The organism is Alcaligenes sp. YSL9 (assembly GCF_030515105.1).
GTDB lineage: Bacteria > Pseudomonadota > Gammaproteobacteria > Burkholderiales > Burkholderiaceae_B > Alcaligenes > Alcaligenes phenolicus.
Window position 1 is genome coordinate 1,313,614 of the sequence record NZ_JALXJU010000001.1, and the last position, 17,099, is coordinate 1,330,712.

At 55.2% G+C, this 17,099-nt stretch carries 18 protein-coding genes and 1 other RNA gene; 9 read left to right on the top strand and 10 right to left on the bottom strand.

Going from position 1 to position 17,099, the window contains the following annotated elements; all coding sequences use genetic code 11:
• Nucleotides 1-98 precede the first annotated feature (98 nt).
• Complete coding sequence (locus M2Q46_RS06120) at nucleotides 99-500, top strand: RidA family protein (protein WP_022983255.1); 402 nt, start codon at nucleotides 99-101, stop codon at nucleotides 498-500.
• A gap of 40 nt (nucleotides 501-540) precedes the next feature.
• On the opposite strand, the gene M2Q46_RS06125 is transcribed toward M2Q46_RS06120, so the two are convergent.
• Together M2Q46_RS06125 and M2Q46_RS06130 are read right to left on the bottom strand one after the other, a co-directional pair.
• On the bottom strand, nucleotides 541-1,128 hold the full coding sequence (locus M2Q46_RS06125; RefSeq protein ID WP_022983256.1) for a TetR/AcrR family transcriptional regulator: 588 nt from the start codon (nucleotides 1,126-1,128) through the stop codon (nucleotides 541-543).
• Complete coding sequence (locus M2Q46_RS06130; protein WP_302356905.1) at nucleotides 1,129-1,584, bottom strand: MaoC family dehydratase; 456 nt, start codon at nucleotides 1,582-1,584, stop codon at nucleotides 1,129-1,131.
• Between the two features lie 730 nt (nucleotides 1,585-2,314).
• On the opposite strand from M2Q46_RS06130, the gene M2Q46_RS06135 reads away from it, so the two are divergent.
• Nucleotides 2,315-4,057, top strand: coding sequence for an ABC-F family ATP-binding cassette domain-containing protein (locus tag M2Q46_RS06135; RefSeq protein ID WP_302356906.1), 1,743 nt, complete (start codon nucleotides 2,315-2,317; stop codon nucleotides 4,055-4,057).
• 99 nt (nucleotides 4,058-4,156) lie between these two features.
• On the opposite strand, the gene M2Q46_RS06140 is transcribed toward M2Q46_RS06135, so the two are convergent.
• The 3 genes from M2Q46_RS06140 to M2Q46_RS06150 all read right to left on the bottom strand — a co-directional run bounded on the left by M2Q46_RS06140 (nucleotide 4,157) and on the right by M2Q46_RS06150 (nucleotide 6,005).
• On the bottom strand, nucleotides 4,157-4,660 hold the full coding sequence (locus tag M2Q46_RS06140) for an N-acetyltransferase (RefSeq protein ID WP_009456292.1): 504 nt from the start codon (nucleotides 4,658-4,660) through the stop codon (nucleotides 4,157-4,159).
• A 33-nt stretch (nucleotides 4,661-4,693) separates the two neighbouring features.
• A complete protein-coding gene (locus M2Q46_RS06145) occupies nucleotides 4,694-5,185 on the bottom strand; it encodes a RidA family protein (protein WP_009456291.1) in 492 nt (163 codons plus the stop codon).
• 202 nt (nucleotides 5,186-5,387) lie between these two features.
• A complete protein-coding gene (locus M2Q46_RS06150) occupies nucleotides 5,388-6,005 on the bottom strand; it encodes a LysE/ArgO family amino acid transporter (protein ID WP_302356908.1) in 618 nt (205 codons plus the stop codon).
• Between the two features lie 110 nt (nucleotides 6,006-6,115).
• Between M2Q46_RS06150 and M2Q46_RS06155 the strand changes: the two genes are divergently transcribed.
• A complete protein-coding gene (locus M2Q46_RS06155; RefSeq protein ID WP_302356909.1) occupies nucleotides 6,116-7,015 on the top strand; it encodes a LysR family transcriptional regulator ArgP in 900 nt (299 codons plus the stop codon).
• A gap of 112 nt (nucleotides 7,016-7,127) precedes the next feature.
• On the opposite strand, the gene M2Q46_RS06160 is transcribed toward M2Q46_RS06155, so the two are convergent.
• Nucleotides 7,128-8,636 carry a PLP-dependent aminotransferase family protein gene (locus M2Q46_RS06160; RefSeq protein WP_302356910.1) on the bottom strand — a complete coding sequence of 503 codons (1,509 nt, stop codon included), beginning with the start codon at nucleotides 8,634-8,636 and terminating at the stop codon, nucleotides 7,128-7,130.
• Between the two features lie 105 nt (nucleotides 8,637-8,741).
• Between M2Q46_RS06160 and M2Q46_RS06165 the strand changes: the two genes are divergently transcribed.
• Both M2Q46_RS06165 and M2Q46_RS06170 read left to right on the top strand, forming a co-directional pair.
• On the top strand, nucleotides 8,742-9,395 hold the full coding sequence (locus tag M2Q46_RS06165; protein ID WP_302356911.1) for an FMN-binding negative transcriptional regulator: 654 nt from the start codon (nucleotides 8,742-8,744) through the stop codon (nucleotides 9,393-9,395).
• 132 nt (nucleotides 9,396-9,527) lie between these two features.
• Nucleotides 9,528-9,989, top strand: coding sequence for an Rrf2 family transcriptional regulator (locus M2Q46_RS06170; protein WP_060185299.1), 462 nt, complete (start codon nucleotides 9,528-9,530; stop codon nucleotides 9,987-9,989).
• 56 nt (nucleotides 9,990-10,045) lie between these two features.
• Here the strand turns inward: M2Q46_RS06170 and M2Q46_RS06175 are convergent, their stop codons facing one another.
• From M2Q46_RS06175 to ssrA, 4 genes are all read right to left on the bottom strand, one after another.
• Entirely contained in the window at nucleotides 10,046-10,741 is a 696-nt protein-coding gene (locus M2Q46_RS06175; protein WP_060185300.1) for a class I SAM-dependent methyltransferase, read from the bottom strand.
• A gap of 93 nt (nucleotides 10,742-10,834) precedes the next feature.
• Nucleotides 10,835-11,770, bottom strand: a complete 936-nt coding sequence (locus M2Q46_RS06180) for an NAD(P)/FAD-dependent oxidoreductase (protein WP_302356912.1) — start codon at nucleotides 11,768-11,770, stop codon at nucleotides 10,835-10,837.
• Nucleotides 11,771-11,925: 155 nt separating this feature from the next.
• Nucleotides 11,926-12,549: a glutathione S-transferase family protein gene (locus M2Q46_RS06185; RefSeq protein ID WP_035272643.1), complete on the bottom strand. Its 624-nt coding sequence runs from the start codon at nucleotides 12,547-12,549 to the stop codon at nucleotides 11,926-11,928.
• A gap of 116 nt (nucleotides 12,550-12,665) precedes the next feature.
• Nucleotides 12,666-13,027: a transfer-messenger RNA gene (gene ssrA / locus M2Q46_RS06190) on the bottom strand.
• 144 nt (nucleotides 13,028-13,171) lie between these two features.
• On the opposite strand from ssrA, the gene sstT reads away from it, so the two are divergent.
• The 4 genes from sstT (at nucleotide 13,172) to M2Q46_RS06210 (ending at nucleotide 17,069) form a co-directional block, all read left to right on the top strand.
• Nucleotides 13,172-14,398 (top strand): serine/threonine transporter SstT, encoded by a 1,227-nt coding sequence (gene sstT, locus M2Q46_RS06195; protein WP_060186886.1) that lies wholly within the window; start codon nucleotides 13,172-13,174, stop codon nucleotides 14,396-14,398.
• A gap of 158 nt (nucleotides 14,399-14,556) precedes the next feature.
• Nucleotides 14,557-15,189: a LysE family translocator gene (locus M2Q46_RS06200; protein WP_302356913.1), complete on the top strand. Its 633-nt coding sequence runs from the start codon at nucleotides 14,557-14,559 to the stop codon at nucleotides 15,187-15,189.
• Between the two features lie 333 nt (nucleotides 15,190-15,522).
• Nucleotides 15,523-16,026: a nucleoside 2-deoxyribosyltransferase gene (locus M2Q46_RS06205; protein ID WP_009456284.1), complete on the top strand. Its 504-nt coding sequence runs from the start codon at nucleotides 15,523-15,525 to the stop codon at nucleotides 16,024-16,026.
• 194 nt (nucleotides 16,027-16,220) lie between these two features.
• Nucleotides 16,221-17,069 carry a MurR/RpiR family transcriptional regulator gene (locus M2Q46_RS06210; RefSeq protein WP_052159451.1) on the top strand — a complete coding sequence of 283 codons (849 nt, stop codon included), beginning with the start codon at nucleotides 16,221-16,223 and terminating at the stop codon, nucleotides 17,067-17,069.
• The last annotated feature ends 30 nt before the right edge of the window (nucleotides 17,070-17,099 follow it).

A 17,099-nucleotide genomic window follows, 5' to 3' on the forward strand; every position in this document is an offset into this window, starting at 1 on the left:
CAGTGTTGTCTGCCATCCAGCGTTTATCTGTCCACGCACAAGACCTACAGTGCATAGCTCAATGAACTTCACCTGCCCAGCAGGCACTGGAAAGCATGATGACTACCTTACGCCAAGCCGTCTTCCCCACCGAACGCCAAGCCTTGTATGAGCGCGGTCACTACTCACCGGCGATTCGTTCCAATGGCTTTTTGTTTATTTCTGGCCAGGTCGGCAGCCGCGAAGACGGCTCACCCGAGCCGGACCTGGAACAGCAAATACGCCTGGCCTTTGAGAACCTCAATACCGTGCTGGCCGCAGCAGGTTGCAGCTTTGCTCATGTGCTGGATGTGACGCTGTTTTTGGTGAACCCGGAAGCCAATCTGGAAACCCTGTGGAAGGTTCTGCCGGACTACTGGGGGGATGCGCCTTACCCGGCACTGACAGGCGTAGGGGTGCCTTGGCTGTCGGGTTTTCAGTTTGAAATCAAGGTGGTGGCACAACTGCCCGAACAAGCCTGATACGCAAGCGCTTGTCGCCTTTATCGATAGGCTAATCGTGCTAATCGGACTCACTGCCAGGCAATGCGGCCAATACCGCAGCCTGCATACTTTGCGTAAACGCGGTATCGCCCATGGCCCGACTGATCATCCCTGTCCCCAACATGGCGGCAAACAAGAGCATGACTTGCTCTTCGGTCTGCTCGGCACACGCTTGCAGGGCAACGCCACGAAACTGCTCAAACAAGCTCTCTACGCCTTCACTGTAAATTGCCGTGGTCTGCGCATCCGCAGGCAGGCCGCTGGCCAGGGAAGAAAAGGCCAGGATCGGGCAGCTTTGGGTTTGAGGACGGTGCTTGAAATATCGCCGCATCAAGGCTTGAAACCCTTGCACGGCGTCCTGTTCATAGCGCTGGTTAATACGCTCCCAGGATTCGGAAGACTGGGTAAAAGCAAATCGGGAGGCCTCGTCAATCAAAGCCTCCTTGGAGACAAACTGCTTGTAGAAAGCGCCTGCCGTCAAGCCCGCCTCTTTCATGATGTCCCCGATCGAGACCCCTTCCACTCCATGTTTGCGAAACAGTCGGCAAGCCGTCTCCAGCACACGCTCGCGGTTGCGTTCGGCCTGCTCACGCGAGACACGCCCCATTCAAACCTCCGGACGACGAAAGGCAATCAGCTTGGCAATCAGGCGCTGGCACACCTCATTGTTCTGATTCAGGGTGTGAGACTCCACCACCACCATGCCTCTGTCCGCTTTGGAGCGGGAGGGCTGAATGTCGATGATTTTACTGAGCACATGCAAGACATCGCCAGGGCGCGTAGGCCGTGGCCAATCGATTTGCCCGCCTGCACCAATAATCCCCTGATTGAATACCAGGCTGTCCACCAAAAGCTTCATGGTAATGGCGGCGGTATGCCATCCACTGGCGGCCAGCCCCTGAAAGAACGTGCCCTTGGCCGCCTCTGCATCCAGATGGAAAGGCTGCGGATCGAACTGGCGGGCAAAGCTGATAATTTGCGCTTCATCCAGAGCATGTTCTGCGCTGCGAAACTCCATTCCCAGGGCCAGATCCTCAAGATAGACAGGTGCTGTAAGGCTCATCCGAATACTCTCCAGAAAGTGTGTGAGTGCGCGTCGCTGCCCGCGTAAATAGATTATGGATGGCAGCTATCCTTGCACAGCTTTCCTGGGAAAGCAAGGATAGATTATGGTCATACTCTATTTTTAAAATGGTAATAATTCTGTTTTTTTTACTGCGGAACAAACCATCCAGAAGCTTGCAAGCAGGTGCCTGAACACCGAAAAACAGTCTAAAAACCAGTTCCTTGCGGCCAGATGAAGGCACAGTAGCCAGTGCCACACCCCTCAGGCCACACCCCTGCTACTACAGGGACAATGCATCTTGAATGCTACACACCCCTCCAAAAACCAACGCCTGAGTTTTCTATCGTTCTGCATCCTGATTACAATCACACTCTTGCGGTTTTGTCGGAACGAACGGTGTTTCATACCCGTCTTTCCTTCCCAGGCACAACCAGTCCTTACCCTGCCCTGAGGCCACAAGCTTGTTGATTCAACAAGTCTTTTATACCCGCTTCAAGCATGGCTAACCCATTGATTAAGAGGAGATCCTACACCTATGTGCACATTCATTTATGCACTCTTCTTTGGTATAGAGAACGGCTCAAGTTTTCGATTTCGCAGCGCGATAATCTAGACTTGAGCGAAGCATTAACTTACTGAAGGACTTCACTCAGGCCTCAAGAATTATCGTCAGCTTCTATTGACGAGGATGCGCTGTACCCGCGCACCCAAAAAACTTGAGCATGTCATGAGTACTTTACTGTCAGTCCACTCACTCTCTTACGAAACCCTTTCCGGTCCTTTATTCAAAGAAATTGCCTTCACTATCAAGGCCGGAGATCGAGTTGGACTTATAGGCCACAACGGTTGTGGCAAAAGCACCTTAATCAGCCTGCTTTGCGGCGAACTGACGCCCAGGCAAGGCAGTATTTCACTAGCAAACCACTGCATTCTGGCGCGTGTTGAGCAATACCTGCCAGCGGATCTGCACGCCTTGAGTTTGCTGAACGCCGTACTGGCTGCCCTGCCCGCAGAGCAGCACGATACGGATGCCTGGCGCGCAGAAAGCTTGCTTGGCGAGATGGGCTTTCAGGAACTGGACTGGCATACCCAGGTCAATGCCTTAAGTGGTGGGCAATACACTCGCCTGCTGCTGGCACGGGCCTTGATTACCCAGCCTGATCTGCTCTTGCTGGACGAACCCAGCAACCATCTGGACTTGCCTTCCCTGCTTTGGCTGGAAGGCTTTCTAAGCAGTTGGCGCGGCACATTTGTGCTGGTCTCTCACGACCAGCGCTTGCTGGATCGCGTGTGCAACAGCACCATTATTTTGCGCGATCGTACGCTGTCTTTTTTCTCTCTACCCTGCTCGGCTGCGCGTGAAGCGTTGCGCAATCGAGATGAGGCGGATTTGCGTCGTTATCAAGGCGAGCAAAAGGAAATTGATCGCATCGAACAAAGCGCAAAACGCTTGGCTATCTGGGGACAGGTCTACGACAACGAGACCTTTTCCCGCAAAGCCCAAAGCATGGAAAAGCGCCTGTCCAAACTGCGTGAAAACCAGACCGATCTGACGGATGGCACACCCTGGACCTTGCAGCTGCATGGCCTGGACATGAAGGCAGATCGCCTACTGGATATTGCAGATATGGTCGTCAGCCCGGCACAGAACCTGCCTGCTCTCTTTCAAGCCCATGGCCTGCAAGTGCGCAGCGGGGATCGCATCGGATTGGTCGGTCGCAATGGTTGCGGTAAATCCTCTTTATTGCGTCAGCTATGGCGATACAGGCAGGACGAGGCGGACATGGACGGGCTGAAGTTTCACCCGCAATGCCGCATTGGTTATTACGACCAGGACCAACAGCAACTGGATGGTTCCAAGACCTTGCTGCATGCCTTGCAGGACTTTTCGCCCTTGCCGGACGATGTCAAGAAAATGGCGCTGATCAGTGCCGGTTTTCCTTATCTGCGGCATGCACAGAAGGTGGATAGCTTGAGTGGTGGCGAGCGTGCTCGGCTGATGTTTATTGCCCTGTCGCTGGCCAACTATCATCTGCTCTTTCTGGACGAGCCAACCAACCACCTGGATCTGGAAGGCAAGGAAGAACTGGCAGAGGAACTGTGCGAATTCAAAGGCGGTTTTATCCTGGTCACCCATGACCGGGAACTGCTGGAGAAAAGCTGCAATCGCTTCTGGCTGGTGGGCGAAGGTTTCTTGACGGAAATGCAGGACTTGACGCAGTTGTATGCTGCTCTGGTCCAGACAGATCAGCCAGAGGAATCCTCATCAGTCTTCAGTCCGGGCACAGGGAGCACAACAAGGGCTCAATCAGCCCCCTCCAGCGACGACACATTGCTGGAGCAACTGATTGAACTGGAAAGCAAACTGGAGGCTGATCTGGCACGCAAGCCCAAGCATCAAAAGCCTGGCTTGCAAGAGGTCTGGCAAGCGGAAATCCACAAGCTGCGCCAAGCCTTGAACCTGGAGTAATCCAGACCTTATGCCTTGTCTGCTCAACAGATCCGGCAAGGCATAAAAACAGCCCCTTGTTGTCAGATTCAACAAGGGGCTGTCTGTATCAGCTGGGCTTCAGTCTGCTAAATCCAGCACCAAGGTCTGCGACATCAAGGACGAACCCTCACGCAAAGGCTCGGGCTCTCCGCTGGGCACAAAGCCGTAACTCTCATACAGCCGGACGGCTGCTTCATTCGTCAGGGTCACGCCTAAGCGAACACAGGCTGCTTGCCTGCTTTTTGCCCATTGCACTGCGGTATCCAGCAGAGCAAAACCCGCTCGCAAACCTCGCGCCGACGGCGCCACCCACATCTGATAAATATCGGCCAGAACGGGCTCTGAGGCAGACAACTTGCACCAGACCAGGCCGCAAGCCTGCCCCTCCTTTTCAGCGAACAAGACGCGGTCCGTCTCGGACGCACAAGCAGCTTGAATCCGCTCCTGCCAGAAATGCTCAGGATGTGTGGACTCCACGGCATAGGTACTCCCAAATGCATCGGGACAATCACGCAAGGCGCCAAGACGCAATGCTTGATACAGGCGCCATTCCTGCGCCTGAACCGGACGAATAGAGATCACAACACATCCTTTTCAAGAAAAATCTGGCGGCGATCAAGGCCGCACGGCCGTCACCTCCAGCTCGACCAGCCAGCCTGGGTTCACCAGAGCTTGGACCGCCATGGCTGATCGCACAGGCAGATTTGGCTGCTCCTTGGTTCCAAAGTACTTGGAATAGCCTGCCATGAAGCCGTCAAAATCCAACTTGCCACCCTCCGGAGCAACCAGGAAGGCCTGCATCTTGATAATGTCCCCTACCGACATGCCCATCCCTTCCAGTTGAGCCTTGATCTGCTCCATGATGGACTCGGTTTGCTGCTGCATATTGCCATAGGCTGCCGTGCTGGCTGCATCAGCCGACTTGTCACGCACAGCGGGAACGGTACCGCTCAAGTACACCGTGGTTTTACCGGCAGGCACTTCCACTGCCGTCAGAATCGGGAAATCCGAATTGGGAATAGGATGGCGCTTCACATCCTGCGCCAACGCCGGCGCAGCCAGGCTACTGATCAAGGCAGCAGAGGCAAGCATCTTCACGACATTCATAGTTTTCTCCTGATTGAAGGTTCAAAAACCAAGACTTCATTAGGTACGAGCTCTTCCCTAAAGCCTATTTAATTTCAGAAAGCCGCTCTAAAGTTCAGACAGTTATCTTTTGATTCAAAAAAACTGACTTTCTGTAGCCTGTGTAGCAGGCTGTTATCAAGCAGTAAGCTCATTCACAGAAAGCCTCTGATCGGTCCAAGGCTTAACTCAAAGGCCTCAACAGCAATAAAGCACACAAAGCCAGCATGAAAACAGCAATGCTGCCATCCAGTACACGCCAGGCCAACGGCTGACGAAACACAGGTTGCAGCAACCGCGCCCCATAGCCCAAGGCCAGAAACCAGCTGGCACTGGCCGCACAGGCCCCCAAAGCAAATGCCCACTGCAAATTACCGGGATAAGGCGTGGACAGACTGCCCAACAGCACCATCGTATCCAGATAGACGTGGGGGTTCAAAAAGGTGAACGCCAGACAGGTCAACAAGATACGACGACGATTGCGCTCGCTCCCCTGCCCGGCCATCAGGCTTCCTTTACCCGTCCAGGCCCGCTGCGCGGCCAGCAGCCCATACCAGGCCAGAAAAGCCGCACCACCAAAGCGCAGAACTTGCAGCAAACCAGGCCATTCCCGTACCAACGTACCAATGCCAGCCACGCCCCCCAGAATCAGGACAATGTCGGCCAGCGCGCAGATTGCCACCACCAGCCCCACATGACTACGCTCCAAGCCCTGTCGCAACACAAAGGCATTTTGAGTGCCGATAGCCATGATCAGGCCCGCCCCCGTCAGAAAGCCAGTTGCAACAACAGAGAAGAACATGCCAGCCATCCACAGAATTGAAAAACTGCGTTATGGTGCTGTCATTTACAGTTTAAGAAAAGCTAATTATTCTTCACTTAATTAAGAATAATTAATCAAACAAGCCAATTATGGATCTGCTGCACCCACAACTACGAGCATTTACGGCCGTCCTGGAAGAAGGCAGTTTTGAAGCAGCCGGGCGCAAGCTGTACATCACCACCTCAGCCATCTCGCAGCGTATCAAAGCGCTGGAGGACAGACTGGGGCAAGTGCTGGTCCTGCGCCAGCCGCCTTGTCGTCCAACACCGGCGGGAGAGTTGCTGCTGCGTCGTGTACGGCCCATGCAGGTTCTGGAAGCCGAGGCCGTCGCAGACTTCCTGCCAGAGCAAAATGGCCCACGACGGCCTATCGCCATTGCGGTCAATAGTGACTCGCTGGACACCTGGTTTCTGGAAGCCTTGTCCCGGCTAAGTCAGGAATATGGCTACCTGTTTGATGTGCGCGTGGATGATCAGGACCACACACTGGAATTGATACGCAATGGCTCCGTGCTGGGCGCGGTCACTGCCGAACCTGCTCCCCTTCAAGGCTGCGAGGTGCAGGCCTTGGGCATCATGCGCTATCAGGCCATTGCTTCTCCCGAGTTTGTGGCCCGCCATTTTGGATTGGGAATAGACGCAGCATCCCTGGCTCAAGCCCCCATGATCGTCTTTAACCGCAAGGACGAATTACAGTGGCGCTTTATACGCCAAATCACGAATGAATCCGTAGCCCCTCCCATCCACTACCTGCCCACCTCCACCGGCTTTGTGAAAGCAGCGGCTTTGGGCCTGGGGTGGTGTCTGGCCCCCGACTCCATGGTCAGCGATGCCTTGGCCGCCGAAGAGCTGGCTTTAGTCGCCCCCGGCCTGTGGCTGGATGTGCCTTTGTATTGGCAACATGCGGCTATCCGCTCCGACACCTTGCGCAATATGGGTAGAGCCCTTCAAGAAGCGACCAACACCACATTGCTGCCGGTGCCTTCTTGAACAGCTCTTTGAGGTCCGTACGGGAAAACAATGGGTGGAGTTTTCCACTTCAGGAAGATGGCAGAAGTCTGACTCATGCCGGCTCTTGCCACAGACTTGTCGAGAACAGCACTCAGGACTTTCGTCTGGTTCTGGAAGGTCGGGCAAGCTCAGAAATAATGCGCGCCAGCTTCTGCGCCGCTTCCTTCATTTGCTCGGGACTGAATGCGCTCAAACCCAGAATCAGTCCCGAAGGTCCCTGCCCAGCGTGATACATGGGTGAGACCGGACGCACTGCCACGCCTACCTTCATGGCCCGCTGCGCCACCGCCACATCATCAACCGGCGAGGCCAGCCACAAGACGGAATGCATGCCTTGATCGCTTGGCTGCAAGCTGGCCAAGTCACTGGGCAAAACCTCGCGCACAATCTCAAAAAGGTGGTTACGACATTGGGTGTAGATCCCGCGCATACGCCGAATATGGCGCTCCAGATGCCCCTCTGAAATAAAGCTGGCCAAGACATGCTGGTCTGCACTGGGCGGATGCCGATCCAGCAGAACGCGCGCTCCGCAAAAAGCCTGGACCAACTGCGGCGGCACAATCGCATAGCCCAGGCGCAGCGAGGGAAACAACACCTTGCTGAAGGTCCCCAGATAGACCACTCGCTCCGGGTCCAGGCCCTGCAAGGAAGGAAAGGGATGACCACTGTAGCGGAACTCGCTGTCGTAATCATCTTCGACAATCCAGGCGGACCTATCGCGTGCCCAGGCCAACAAGGTATTGCGCCGCGCCATGCTCATGGGCATGCCCAAAGGATATTGATGCGAGGGAGTGACAAAGGCAAGCCGCGCATCTGCTTGCAAACGTATGCCCGCAGCCACATCCAGCCCCTCTTCATCCACAGGTACACGAACCATACGTTCCGGCGAACCTATCGTATTCAAGATCGCGGTAATACCGGGATAGGCGGGGTTCTCTACCCAGGCAAAATCCTGCCTGCCCATCAACACCAAACAAGCCAGAAACAGGCCCTGCTGTGTACCCGTCGTCACAATGACCTGCTCCGCCTCGCAGCGCACCGAGCGTGACCGGCGCACGTACTCTGCAATAGCCTCTCGTAATGGCAAGGCGCCTTGAGGGTCCCCATAACCACCCGGCGCGCCCTGACCATGGGCCCGCAAGCGATTCCCCAAGCGTCGCCAGATGGGGCCTGGCGCGGCGGCACCCAAGGGGATCGACACGGCAAACGGGGCAGAGGGCAAAGGCTGAAATTGAGCCGCAACCGTATTGAATGGCTGGGCGGCAAGTGGTGCAGGCTGGGCAGGCAGCGATGCCGCCCTGCGCTTCTTCGGCCTTGTTTCGGGACTGGCCAGCGAGTGAGCGATGTAAGTACCTACGCCCGGCGAGGACTCCAGAAAACCTTCGGCAATCAGTTGCTCGAAAGCCTCTACGACCGTGCCACGGGCGACACCCAAAGACGCTGCCAAGGCTCGTGTGGAGGGCAAGGATTCACCCGGCTTGAGCGCACCGTTTTTTACTGCTTCGCGCAACTTCTGCGCCAACTGACGGCCCAGGCCCCCTGTACTTCGGTCCAGTTCGCCAAGAGAAGGAATCTTTGGATTATGAGCAGTACGAGACATGAATTGTGGTCCATAAAAATAGCGCCAAACTGGTACAGATCAATGATCCAGAATAGACCAATAATAGACACATTGATCCTGAATCCCAAGCCAAGAAAGACAACGATGTATATCCCCGCTCACTTCAATGAATCCCGGCCTGAACCACTGCACGAGCTGATCGCCCAGCATCCCCTGGGCATTCTGGTCGCCCATGGCAAAAGCGGATTAAGCGCGAATCACCTGCCCTTCATGCTGCATCCCCAGGAAGGTGCACAAGGAGTACTGCACTGCCACGTCGCCAGAAACAATCCCGTCTGGCAAGACCTGGAAAACGGCGACGAAGTGATGGTGATATTCCGTGCAGGAGACGCCTACATCTCCCCACAGTGGTTTCCAAGCAAACTGGAAACACACAAGCAAGTCCCGTCCTGGAACTACATCGTGGTACACGCCTATGGGCGAGTAAGAATACGCGATGAAGAACGCTATGTTCGCGGTGCCGTGGCACGTTTGACCCGCATCCACGAAGCCAGCCAGCCCGTGCCCTGGAAGATGACGGATGGCCCCAAGGACTATATCGACGCCATGCTGAAAGCCATTGTCGGGATTGAAATCGAGATCACTCGACTAATCGGCAAGACCAAGCTCAGTCAGAATAAAGAGGCTCGGGATGTGGAGGCCGCATCAGCAGCATTAATCAGCCAGGGAGATCATTTCATTGGCAGTGCGATGCAGGCGGTGGCAGCAGACAAACGGGCACAAGAGGCCACGAAATAAGCAAGGGGACGGCCAACTGCAAAGTACAAACCACCCCGCTCGGACTATCCGATTCGTGCTACTTATAATGTGACATCGTGCACCGGGACACCCTCCCCCCTTCCTTCCCCGGTGCATTACAAGGTCAAGAATATGAGAAGTGATAGTCGACTCTCCCGCATGCTGCATGTTTTGCTGCACATGGCCAGGCACGATCAGCCATTTACCTCCGAGCAAATCGCCACCATGCTCAGCACCAATCCCGTGGTCGTCCGACGCACCATGGCCGGCTTGCGCAAGGCGGGCTACGTGCGCTCCGAGAAAGGGCACGGGGGCGGCTGGACGCTAAGCTGTGATCTGCAAGAAGTCACGCTGCTGGACATACACAAGGCGGTTGGGGGACCGCGTATCTTCTTTATCGGCCACGAGAACGAGAACCCAAGCTGCGGTGTCGCCAAAGTGGTTAACGCCGCCTTGGGCGATGTGCTCAAGGAAGCGGAAGCCCTGGTCATGCAAAGGCTGGAAGCCATCCCCCTGGCAGAGCTATTGGCCGAGTTTGAGCAGCTCTATAAGGCAGAAATGGCAGAGCTGGACAGGAAAATAGCGGAGCAATAATCCGCAGGCTCTGCTTGGTTCAGGGCAGGATCAATACAAGAGCAAAGGTTGAGCAATTAGGCCTGATCATCCGCATAGGCTACCCAACCCCGGAACGAGAGCCCAGCATAGAACAAGGCTGGTGACGAGAACCCGGCCTCCCGCAACAAACCCTCTTCCTCCTGCGGGCTTAACAGCGTCAAATGCCGGGCCATATTTGATGCAGAACTTATCGCTTCCGCCGTAGTTTCCGCCCCTGTAGCAAAGGCGATGGATCGGGCTAGCCAGTCCTCAGTTGCCCCCTCCTCTGACCGACAATGATGAGCCACGATAAGCGCCGCCCCCGGCTTCAAGCGTGCGCGCAAGGACTTCAACAGCGACAAGCGCTCTGCTTTTGACAAGAAATGCAGAGTCAGCAGACAAGTAGCACCATCAAACAGCTTCAGCGGTGCATCGTCCACATAGCCTGGTATCAAATCCACTTGCGACCCCAAAGGCCCTAACACCTGGGCCGCCAGATCCAGCATGGCTTGCGAAGGATCGACTCCCACGAAAGACCAATCCGGGCGGGCTTGCACAAAGGACTTCAACTCCAGCCCACCACCTGCTGCCAGGACCAGAATCCTGGCATTGCTCGTTACCCGTTCGGAAAGCAGGATCAAGGCCATGCGATGAAGATCATGGAAGCCAGGAATGCGCTGTGGTGTTGTATCGGCATACCGGGCGACCAAGGCAGGATCGCTAAAGGGCTGGACGGAAGTGGGTGTTTTCATTGAAATCCTGAGCGGGTGGTAAGCAATGGCATGGGTACACCCTATGCCATTACTCGGTCTGCGTGGAGTTTGGCGCTGGACATTGCTCTGGCCTCATGCAGCCTTTTCCGAGCTGGCTCCAGCCTGGTCCGCCAAGCCATAAATCAGGGAATGATGTGCCCCACCCGCCGCCATTACCCCCGCGGCGGCTGCGAGGGTGGCATTAGCCATGGGACTGGCAGTATCACCCGCCGCAAACACACCCGGCACGGACGTGTGCTGCATGGGGTCCACAGCAATAAAAGACCCCGTAGGACCCGCTGTCAGCTTGCAACCCAGCTGTATGGCCAGGTCACTGGCCAGCTCTGTTTTGGGCGCTACAAACAGGCCGGAAATAGCCACGATTCTGCCATCCTGCAAACGCACTGCCTCCAGCCCAGGCTTGCTTCCCAACAGCTCTGCAATCGGTGTCTTTTCGATCTGCACGCCACGCGCTATCAGTTGGACTTCCTGCTCTGCACTCGGTGTAAATGCAGCTTGAGTAAACAAAGTGGTCGGCCCCCAATCTGGCACCAGCATGGCTTGATGTATAGCCAGCTCGCTGCTGGCCAACACACCCAACGGCTGCTGGTTCAGCTCAAAGCCATGGCAATAAGGACAATGCAGCACGCTGCTGCCCCAACGCTCCTGCACACCGGGAATATCAGGCAAGCTGTCCTTGACGCCAGTGGCCAGAATCAGGCGACTCGCACGGACTGTCTGGGCGTCCTCGGTCAATAGCTGAAACCCACCCTCAATGGCATGAACCTCCACAGCACGCCCGGCTCGCTGCTCGACCGTCTCGTACTTCGCAAGCTGAAGTTTTGTCGTCGCCATGATGGCCGCCGGAGCCTGCCCGTCTTGCCCCAGAAAACCATGAGAGGCCTGGGCAAAGCGATTCCGGGGCTGTCCCGCGTCCAATAAAAGTACGCGCCGCCGCGCCCGGCCCAATTGAATCGCCGCAGCCTGACCCGCAAAACTGCCACCGACGATGATGATGTCGAAGTCCATAAATTCACCTTCTCTTTAACGTATCTTTTCATGTTACGTATTAGAGAAAAACAGGTCAACTCATGAAACTATGTTTGTTACAATTTTGATTCGGGAATAGGAAGAAAGGCGTTACGCCATGCCGAACACAGCGCAACGCATATAAAGAATGCCGTTCAGGCAGCGGCCTCGGCTACCGCTTTGCGCACGGCTTCACGCGCACCTACCCGCTCCAGATAAGCACTTAGTTTGGGAAATTGGCTCATATCGACTGCATCCCCCTCCAGCCAACCACCTACTGTATACAGATAAGCATCAGCTACGCTGAACTGATCGCCCAACACCCAGGGACCCACAATCAAGGACTCCAGATAAGCCGCACAAACCGTCATGTTCTGCGGCACCTTGGCGCGCATGGCTTCTTCCGCCGCTGGATCATCTGCCCAACGAGAGCCACGGCGCTTATGTGCGTGGGCCACATGCACCGTGGACGCCAGATAGCTATGCAGCTCCTGCATACGGGCGAATCCAAAAGGATCATTCACAGGCGCCAGCTTGGCATCCGGAAAGCTCTGCGCCACAAAAGCCAGCAAAGCCGGAGTTTCCGTCAAAGCCCCCTGCTCTGTCACCAGTGCCGGCACACGCCCCTTGGGATTGACCCGCAGAAACTCCGGGCTTTGCTGTTGATTCGCACCAAAATCCAGCTTGACCACATCAAAGTCAGCCCCTGCTTCATGCAGTGCAATATGAGTTGCAAGCGCGCAGGTCCCTGGCGCGGAATAGAACACCCAACGAGACATGTCGATCTCCTTTTGTCCATAAAACGAAAGGATCATTATGACGCTGAAGCCTTGTTGGGCAAGCAGAAAACAAAAAACCCAACAGCCGTTAAGCTGTTGGGTTTCTTGGGATATCTTGGTGGAGTCGGGGGGAATTGAACCCCCGTCCGCAAGCCGTCCACAGACAGTTCTACATGTGTAGTCAATTAATTTTAAGTTTTAACCTTGGACTGTGCCAATTGACAGGCCTTTCCTTGGCGATCCACTAAGTTTTAGAACCGGACTTCGTGGCGCAGGCCGATTCGATTCTTTGTAAATAACACTGCTGTAGGTTGCCCTACCTAACCCAAAGACAAATTAGTGCAGTGGCCCAGCCTTAAGCGGCTAGAGCGAAACGCTCGTCGTTGGCGTTTGTAGTTTTCCAGTGGATTTACGAGCGTACTGGTGCTCGACACGCCCTGATCTGCTTCTTGACCCACGTCGAAGCCATGTCGACCCCATGTGGATTAACAACCATATCACATCGGCTACAAAATGTATAGCACCTGATGCTAGAATAACCCTCTTCCGCGCTCTGGCTGAGTCCTCGCCAGAGCGTTTTTCACGTACTTCACGCCTACCCATTTGTTTGGAGTCGCTTTTCATGGCCCATCCCGCCAATCAAGCCAGAGGCCCATTAGGCTTTATCCTGCACGGCAGTCTTGTTACTCAAATTGTGATCGGTTTGGTCGCCGGTATTTTGCTGGGACGCTTTGCTCCCGATGCCGCGCACTCGATCGCCCTGCTGGGCCAATTATTTGTCTCTGCCTTGAAGTCGGTTGCGCCGATTCTGGTGTTTGTTCTGGTGATGTCTTCCATTGCCAACCAAAAAGCCCAGTCCTCCACCCGCATGGGTCCTATTTTGCTCTTGTACGTGCTGGGCACCTTCCTGGCTGCACTGATTGCCGTAATCGCCAGCTTCGCCTTCCCCGTCAAGCTCAAGCTGGATCTGGCCGATGCCACCTTGAACCCTCCTGGCAATATCGTTGAGGTATTGCTGGATCTGCTGACCAGCATTGTGGTGAACCCGGTTGATGCCTTGCTCAACGCCAACTACATGGGCATTTTGGCCTGGGCTATTGCTCTGGGCCTGGCACTGAAACACGGCTCGCAAGGCTCTCGCGACCTGCTGACCGATATGGCCAATGCCGTGTCGTCCTTGGTGCGCCTGGTCATTCGCTTTGCACCGCTGGGTATTTTTGGTCTGGTAGCAGTCACTATTGCTGAATCGGGCTTTGATGCGCTGCGCCAATACGGTTTGCTGCTGCTCGTGCTGGTAGGCTGCATGTTGGTGGTGGCTCTGGTCATCAACCCCTTGATCGTGTTTGCCAAGCTTCGTCGCAACCCCTACCCGCTGGTATTCACCTGCCTGCGTGAAAGCGGTATCACAGCCTTTTTCACCCGCAGTTCTGCGGCCAACATCCCTGTGAACATGGCTTTGTGCGAACGCCTGGGCCTGCATAAAGATACCTACTCGGTGTCAATTCCACTGGGTGCCACCATCAATATGGCCGGTGCTGCCGTCACGATTACCGTCTTGACGCTGGCTGCGGTGCACACACTGGAAATCCCGGCTGACCTGCCTACCGCCCTGTTGCTGAGCCTGGTGGCTACCATTGCGGCTTGCGGTGCGTCTGGCGTGGCCGGTGGCTCTTTGCTGCTGATTCCACTAGCATGCAATATGTTCGGAATTTCCAACGATGTCGCCATGCAAGTCGTTGGTGTAGGTTTCGTGATTGGGGTGGTGCAAGACTCGGTAGAAACGGCCTTGAACTCCTCGACCGACGTGCTGTTTACCGCTGCGGCAACACTCGAACCAGGCCGTGCCTGATTTGATATCTTGACGCACAAGGGGCCAGCCATTCAGGCTGGCCTTTTTTGTAGGCCGATCAAGCAACGCCTGATTGCCTCAGCCCAAGCACCCGCCGCCATGCTTGAGTGCGCAGGCACTCAATGCTTCTGCAATCAGACTCTTACCAAGGAATCTTCGTGGATTTAGCCAGCCTTTCTCTGTATATCGTTGCAGTGTCGGCCGTCACTATCATGCCGGGTCCCACCATGCTGCTTGCCTTGAACAATGGTGCACATGGCGGCAAACGGATCGCAGCATGTGGTATTGCGGGTGCGGCGCTCTCGGACCTGATTCTGATTGCTGCTGTCGGCTGTGGACTGGGCGCGCTGCTGCTTGCCTCCGAGCAGCTTTTCACAGTGGTGAAGTGGATAGGTGCGGCGTATCTGCTCTATCTGGCCTATGGTCTCTGGCACGCTCCGGTCAGCTCTATCCAGACAGACACTCCCACGGAAAAAGTTCGGACGTGTCGCGCGGCTTTCCTGCGATCTTTGCTGGTTGCCCTGTCCAACCCTAAAGCGCTGCTGTTCTTCTCTGCATTTTTGCCGCAATTCATTCGTCCGGAAGAAGCAGTTGCCGTTCAGTACATCACACTGGCCTTGGTCACAGCCCTGATTGATATGGCTTTAATGACTGTCTACGCCGTGGGGGGCCATCACGCCATGCGGCTTCTTTCCGGCAAGGCTATGCGTTGGTTGAACCGGGCTTGTGCTGGCATGCTGGCAGGTCTGGGTATTGCGTTAAGTCTGTATCGACGCGGTAATGCCAACTGAAGATCGCAACCTCCAAGGAAAACAAGGGACCTGAATCGGTCCCTTTTTCTTATGTGCTGCAAGCCAGTCTTGCCTACCACAAGACTGCACCTCACCATCCGTGACGCTAGAGCAACAGGCCAAACGACAAACCGCAAACCCGTGCCAGGTCCTTTCACCCAGCGCCATGTTCAGGCTGATGGGATCGTATATCATCATTCAGATGGCCACCACGAATAGCCTGCTATGGGTTAAGAACAGCCATGTCTCACAAATTCCGGTTTGCCCCAGCGGCCAGCAGCCCAGCCTGAACCGGCACGATTTCCCTTCACCCCGAATCAACAAGGAGCCAAGATGAAGCGTATCTATTTAGCGGGTCCTGATGTGTTTTTCAGCGATGCCACCGAGCGTGCCAAGCTGCACAAGCAATTGGTACGAGACTTTGGCTTCAAGCCCTTGCATCCCGTTGATCAGGAAGAGATCGAGGCCTCGGCTATCTACCACCATAATATTCGTCTGCTGGACCAAGCCGATGCGGTTCTGGCCAACATCACGCCCTTTCGAGGCGCAGAGATTGATACCGGCACCGCTTTTGAAATCGGTTACGCCGTAGCCCAGGGCCTGCCTGTTTTTACCTACCGCTCTACCGCCGATACCGTTCTGGACACCGTACGCGAGCACTACAGCCCAGTTGTGCTGGACCCGGCCAGTCAGATCTGGCGTGATCGCAATGGTGCGCTGATCGAAGACTTTGGCCTGCCCTCGAACTTGATGGTGGCGATCAGCACGGAGTTTGTACACGGTTCCTTTACAGATGCCCTGATCGCCGCACAGGATTATTTCAAAGCTATTGGCTAATTCATTTTCGGAAAAAATACTGCTGATTAATCAATAACAAGCAGTCAAACAGAGTCAAAATTAAACGGTTTTCAGGAAAATTAAACGCATCTTGTACTCAGGTATGATGTGAACTTGAAATTCCCTGCCCGTACACAGGAACCACAATTGGTTCCCCGCCGCACCCGCTTTTCCTGAATCAAAAAAACAGGGCTATGCCCAGCACCATGCCAGACACCAGCAACATCTCTTTTCTTGATCGTGTACGCGCCATTCTTAGTGATCTCCCCGCCTCCGAGCGACGTCTGGCCCAATTCACACTGGATTTCTCGGGTGATTTATCCAGCTACAACGCCTCGGAACTCGCCAGTCTGGCCCAAGTTTCCAATGCCACTGTCACACGTCTGATCCGTCGTCTGGAATACGCCAACTACGAAGCGGCACGCAAGCAGATTCGCACGGAAAGAACGGATGACTCCTTCACCTCGGTCCACCAGCCGCTATCTCCGGGCGAGGCCGCCTTGCACTCACACTTGCAGGAAAGCTATAGCAAGCTGGGCAATACCTATCGGCATCTGTCCCATTCTGTTCTGCAGGAAGCCAGTCAGGCCATCAGCCGTGCGCGGCAGGTTTGGCTGGTGGGTTTGCAGGCAAACTACTTTCTGGCCGGGCATTTTTACTGGCATTTGTCCAAACTCATGCCGGGCGTACGGCTTATCCCCGGAGCGGGGCAAACCGTCTCAGACTACCTGGCCGACATTCAGCACCAGGATGTCGTGATTGTTTTTGATTTGCATCCACGCCCCAGCCACATGCCGGAGCTGATCGGACGCCTGGAAACACGCTGTACGGACATCGTGCTGATCACCGACCAGGATTACAAAGAGCGGCCCAAGACCCGCTGGTCCCTTCCCTGCCAGCCTGGGCCTGAAGCGCTGCCTGATAATTCGGTGGCCGTTGCCAGCCTGTCTCATCTGCTGCTGTCCGAAATACTGAAAGTACGTGGCGCTGATCGCCGTGATGAATCAGAACAAGAACTGGCCACCGCTGACGCGCTGTTTTGAACTAACAAAAAACTCCCTTTTCAAGCTCTG

What these genes read in the sequence shown, in the direction of transcription:
- M2Q46_RS06135 (WP_302356906.1), top strand. Translation starts at nt 2,315, where the DNA reads ATGAGTACTTTACTGTCAGTCCACTCACTCTCTTACGAAACCCTTTCC.
- M2Q46_RS06210 (WP_052159451.1), top strand. Translation starts at nt 16,221, where the DNA reads ATGCCCAGCACCATGCCAGACACCAGCAACATCTCTTTTCTTGATCGT.
- M2Q46_RS06185 (WP_035272643.1), bottom strand. Translation starts at nt 12,549, where the DNA reads ATGTCTCGTTGGGTGTTCTATTCCGCGCCAGGGACCTGCGCGCTTGCA.
- M2Q46_RS06165 (WP_302356911.1), top strand. Translation starts at nt 8,742, where the DNA reads ATGTATATCCCCGCTCACTTCAATGAATCCCGGCCTGAACCACTGCAC.
- M2Q46_RS06120 (WP_022983255.1), top strand. Translation starts at nt 99, where the DNA reads ATGACTACCTTACGCCAAGCCGTCTTCCCCACCGAACGCCAAGCCTTG.
- M2Q46_RS06130 (WP_302356905.1), bottom strand. Translation starts at nt 1,584, where the DNA reads ATGAGCCTTACAGCACCTGTCTATCTTGAGGATCTGGCCCTGGGAATG.
- M2Q46_RS06125 (WP_022983256.1), bottom strand. Translation starts at nt 1,128, where the DNA reads ATGGGGCGTGTCTCGCGTGAGCAGGCCGAACGCAACCGCGAGCGTGTG.
- M2Q46_RS06145 (WP_009456291.1), bottom strand. Translation starts at nt 5,185, where the DNA reads ATGAATGTCGTGAAGATGCTTGCCTCTGCTGCCTTGATCAGTAGCCTG.
- M2Q46_RS06150 (WP_302356908.1), bottom strand. Translation starts at nt 6,005, where the DNA reads ATGTTCTTCTCTGTTGTTGCAACTGGCTTTCTGACGGGGGCGGGCCTG.
- sstT (WP_060186886.1), top strand. Translation starts at nt 13,172, where the DNA reads ATGGCCCATCCCGCCAATCAAGCCAGAGGCCCATTAGGCTTTATCCTG.
- M2Q46_RS06175 (WP_060185300.1), bottom strand. Translation starts at nt 10,741, where the DNA reads ATGAAAACACCCACTTCCGTCCAGCCCTTTAGCGATCCTGCCTTGGTC.
- M2Q46_RS06180 (WP_302356912.1), bottom strand. Translation starts at nt 11,770, where the DNA reads ATGGACTTCGACATCATCATCGTCGGTGGCAGTTTTGCGGGTCAGGCT.
- M2Q46_RS06155 (WP_302356909.1), top strand. Translation starts at nt 6,116, where the DNA reads ATGGATCTGCTGCACCCACAACTACGAGCATTTACGGCCGTCCTGGAA.
- M2Q46_RS06205 (WP_009456284.1), top strand. Translation starts at nt 15,523, where the DNA reads ATGAAGCGTATCTATTTAGCGGGTCCTGATGTGTTTTTCAGCGATGCC.
- M2Q46_RS06160 (WP_302356910.1), bottom strand. Translation starts at nt 8,636, where the DNA reads ATGTCTCGTACTGCTCATAATCCAAAGATTCCTTCTCTTGGCGAACTG.
- M2Q46_RS06170 (WP_060185299.1), top strand. Translation starts at nt 9,528, where the DNA reads ATGAGAAGTGATAGTCGACTCTCCCGCATGCTGCATGTTTTGCTGCAC.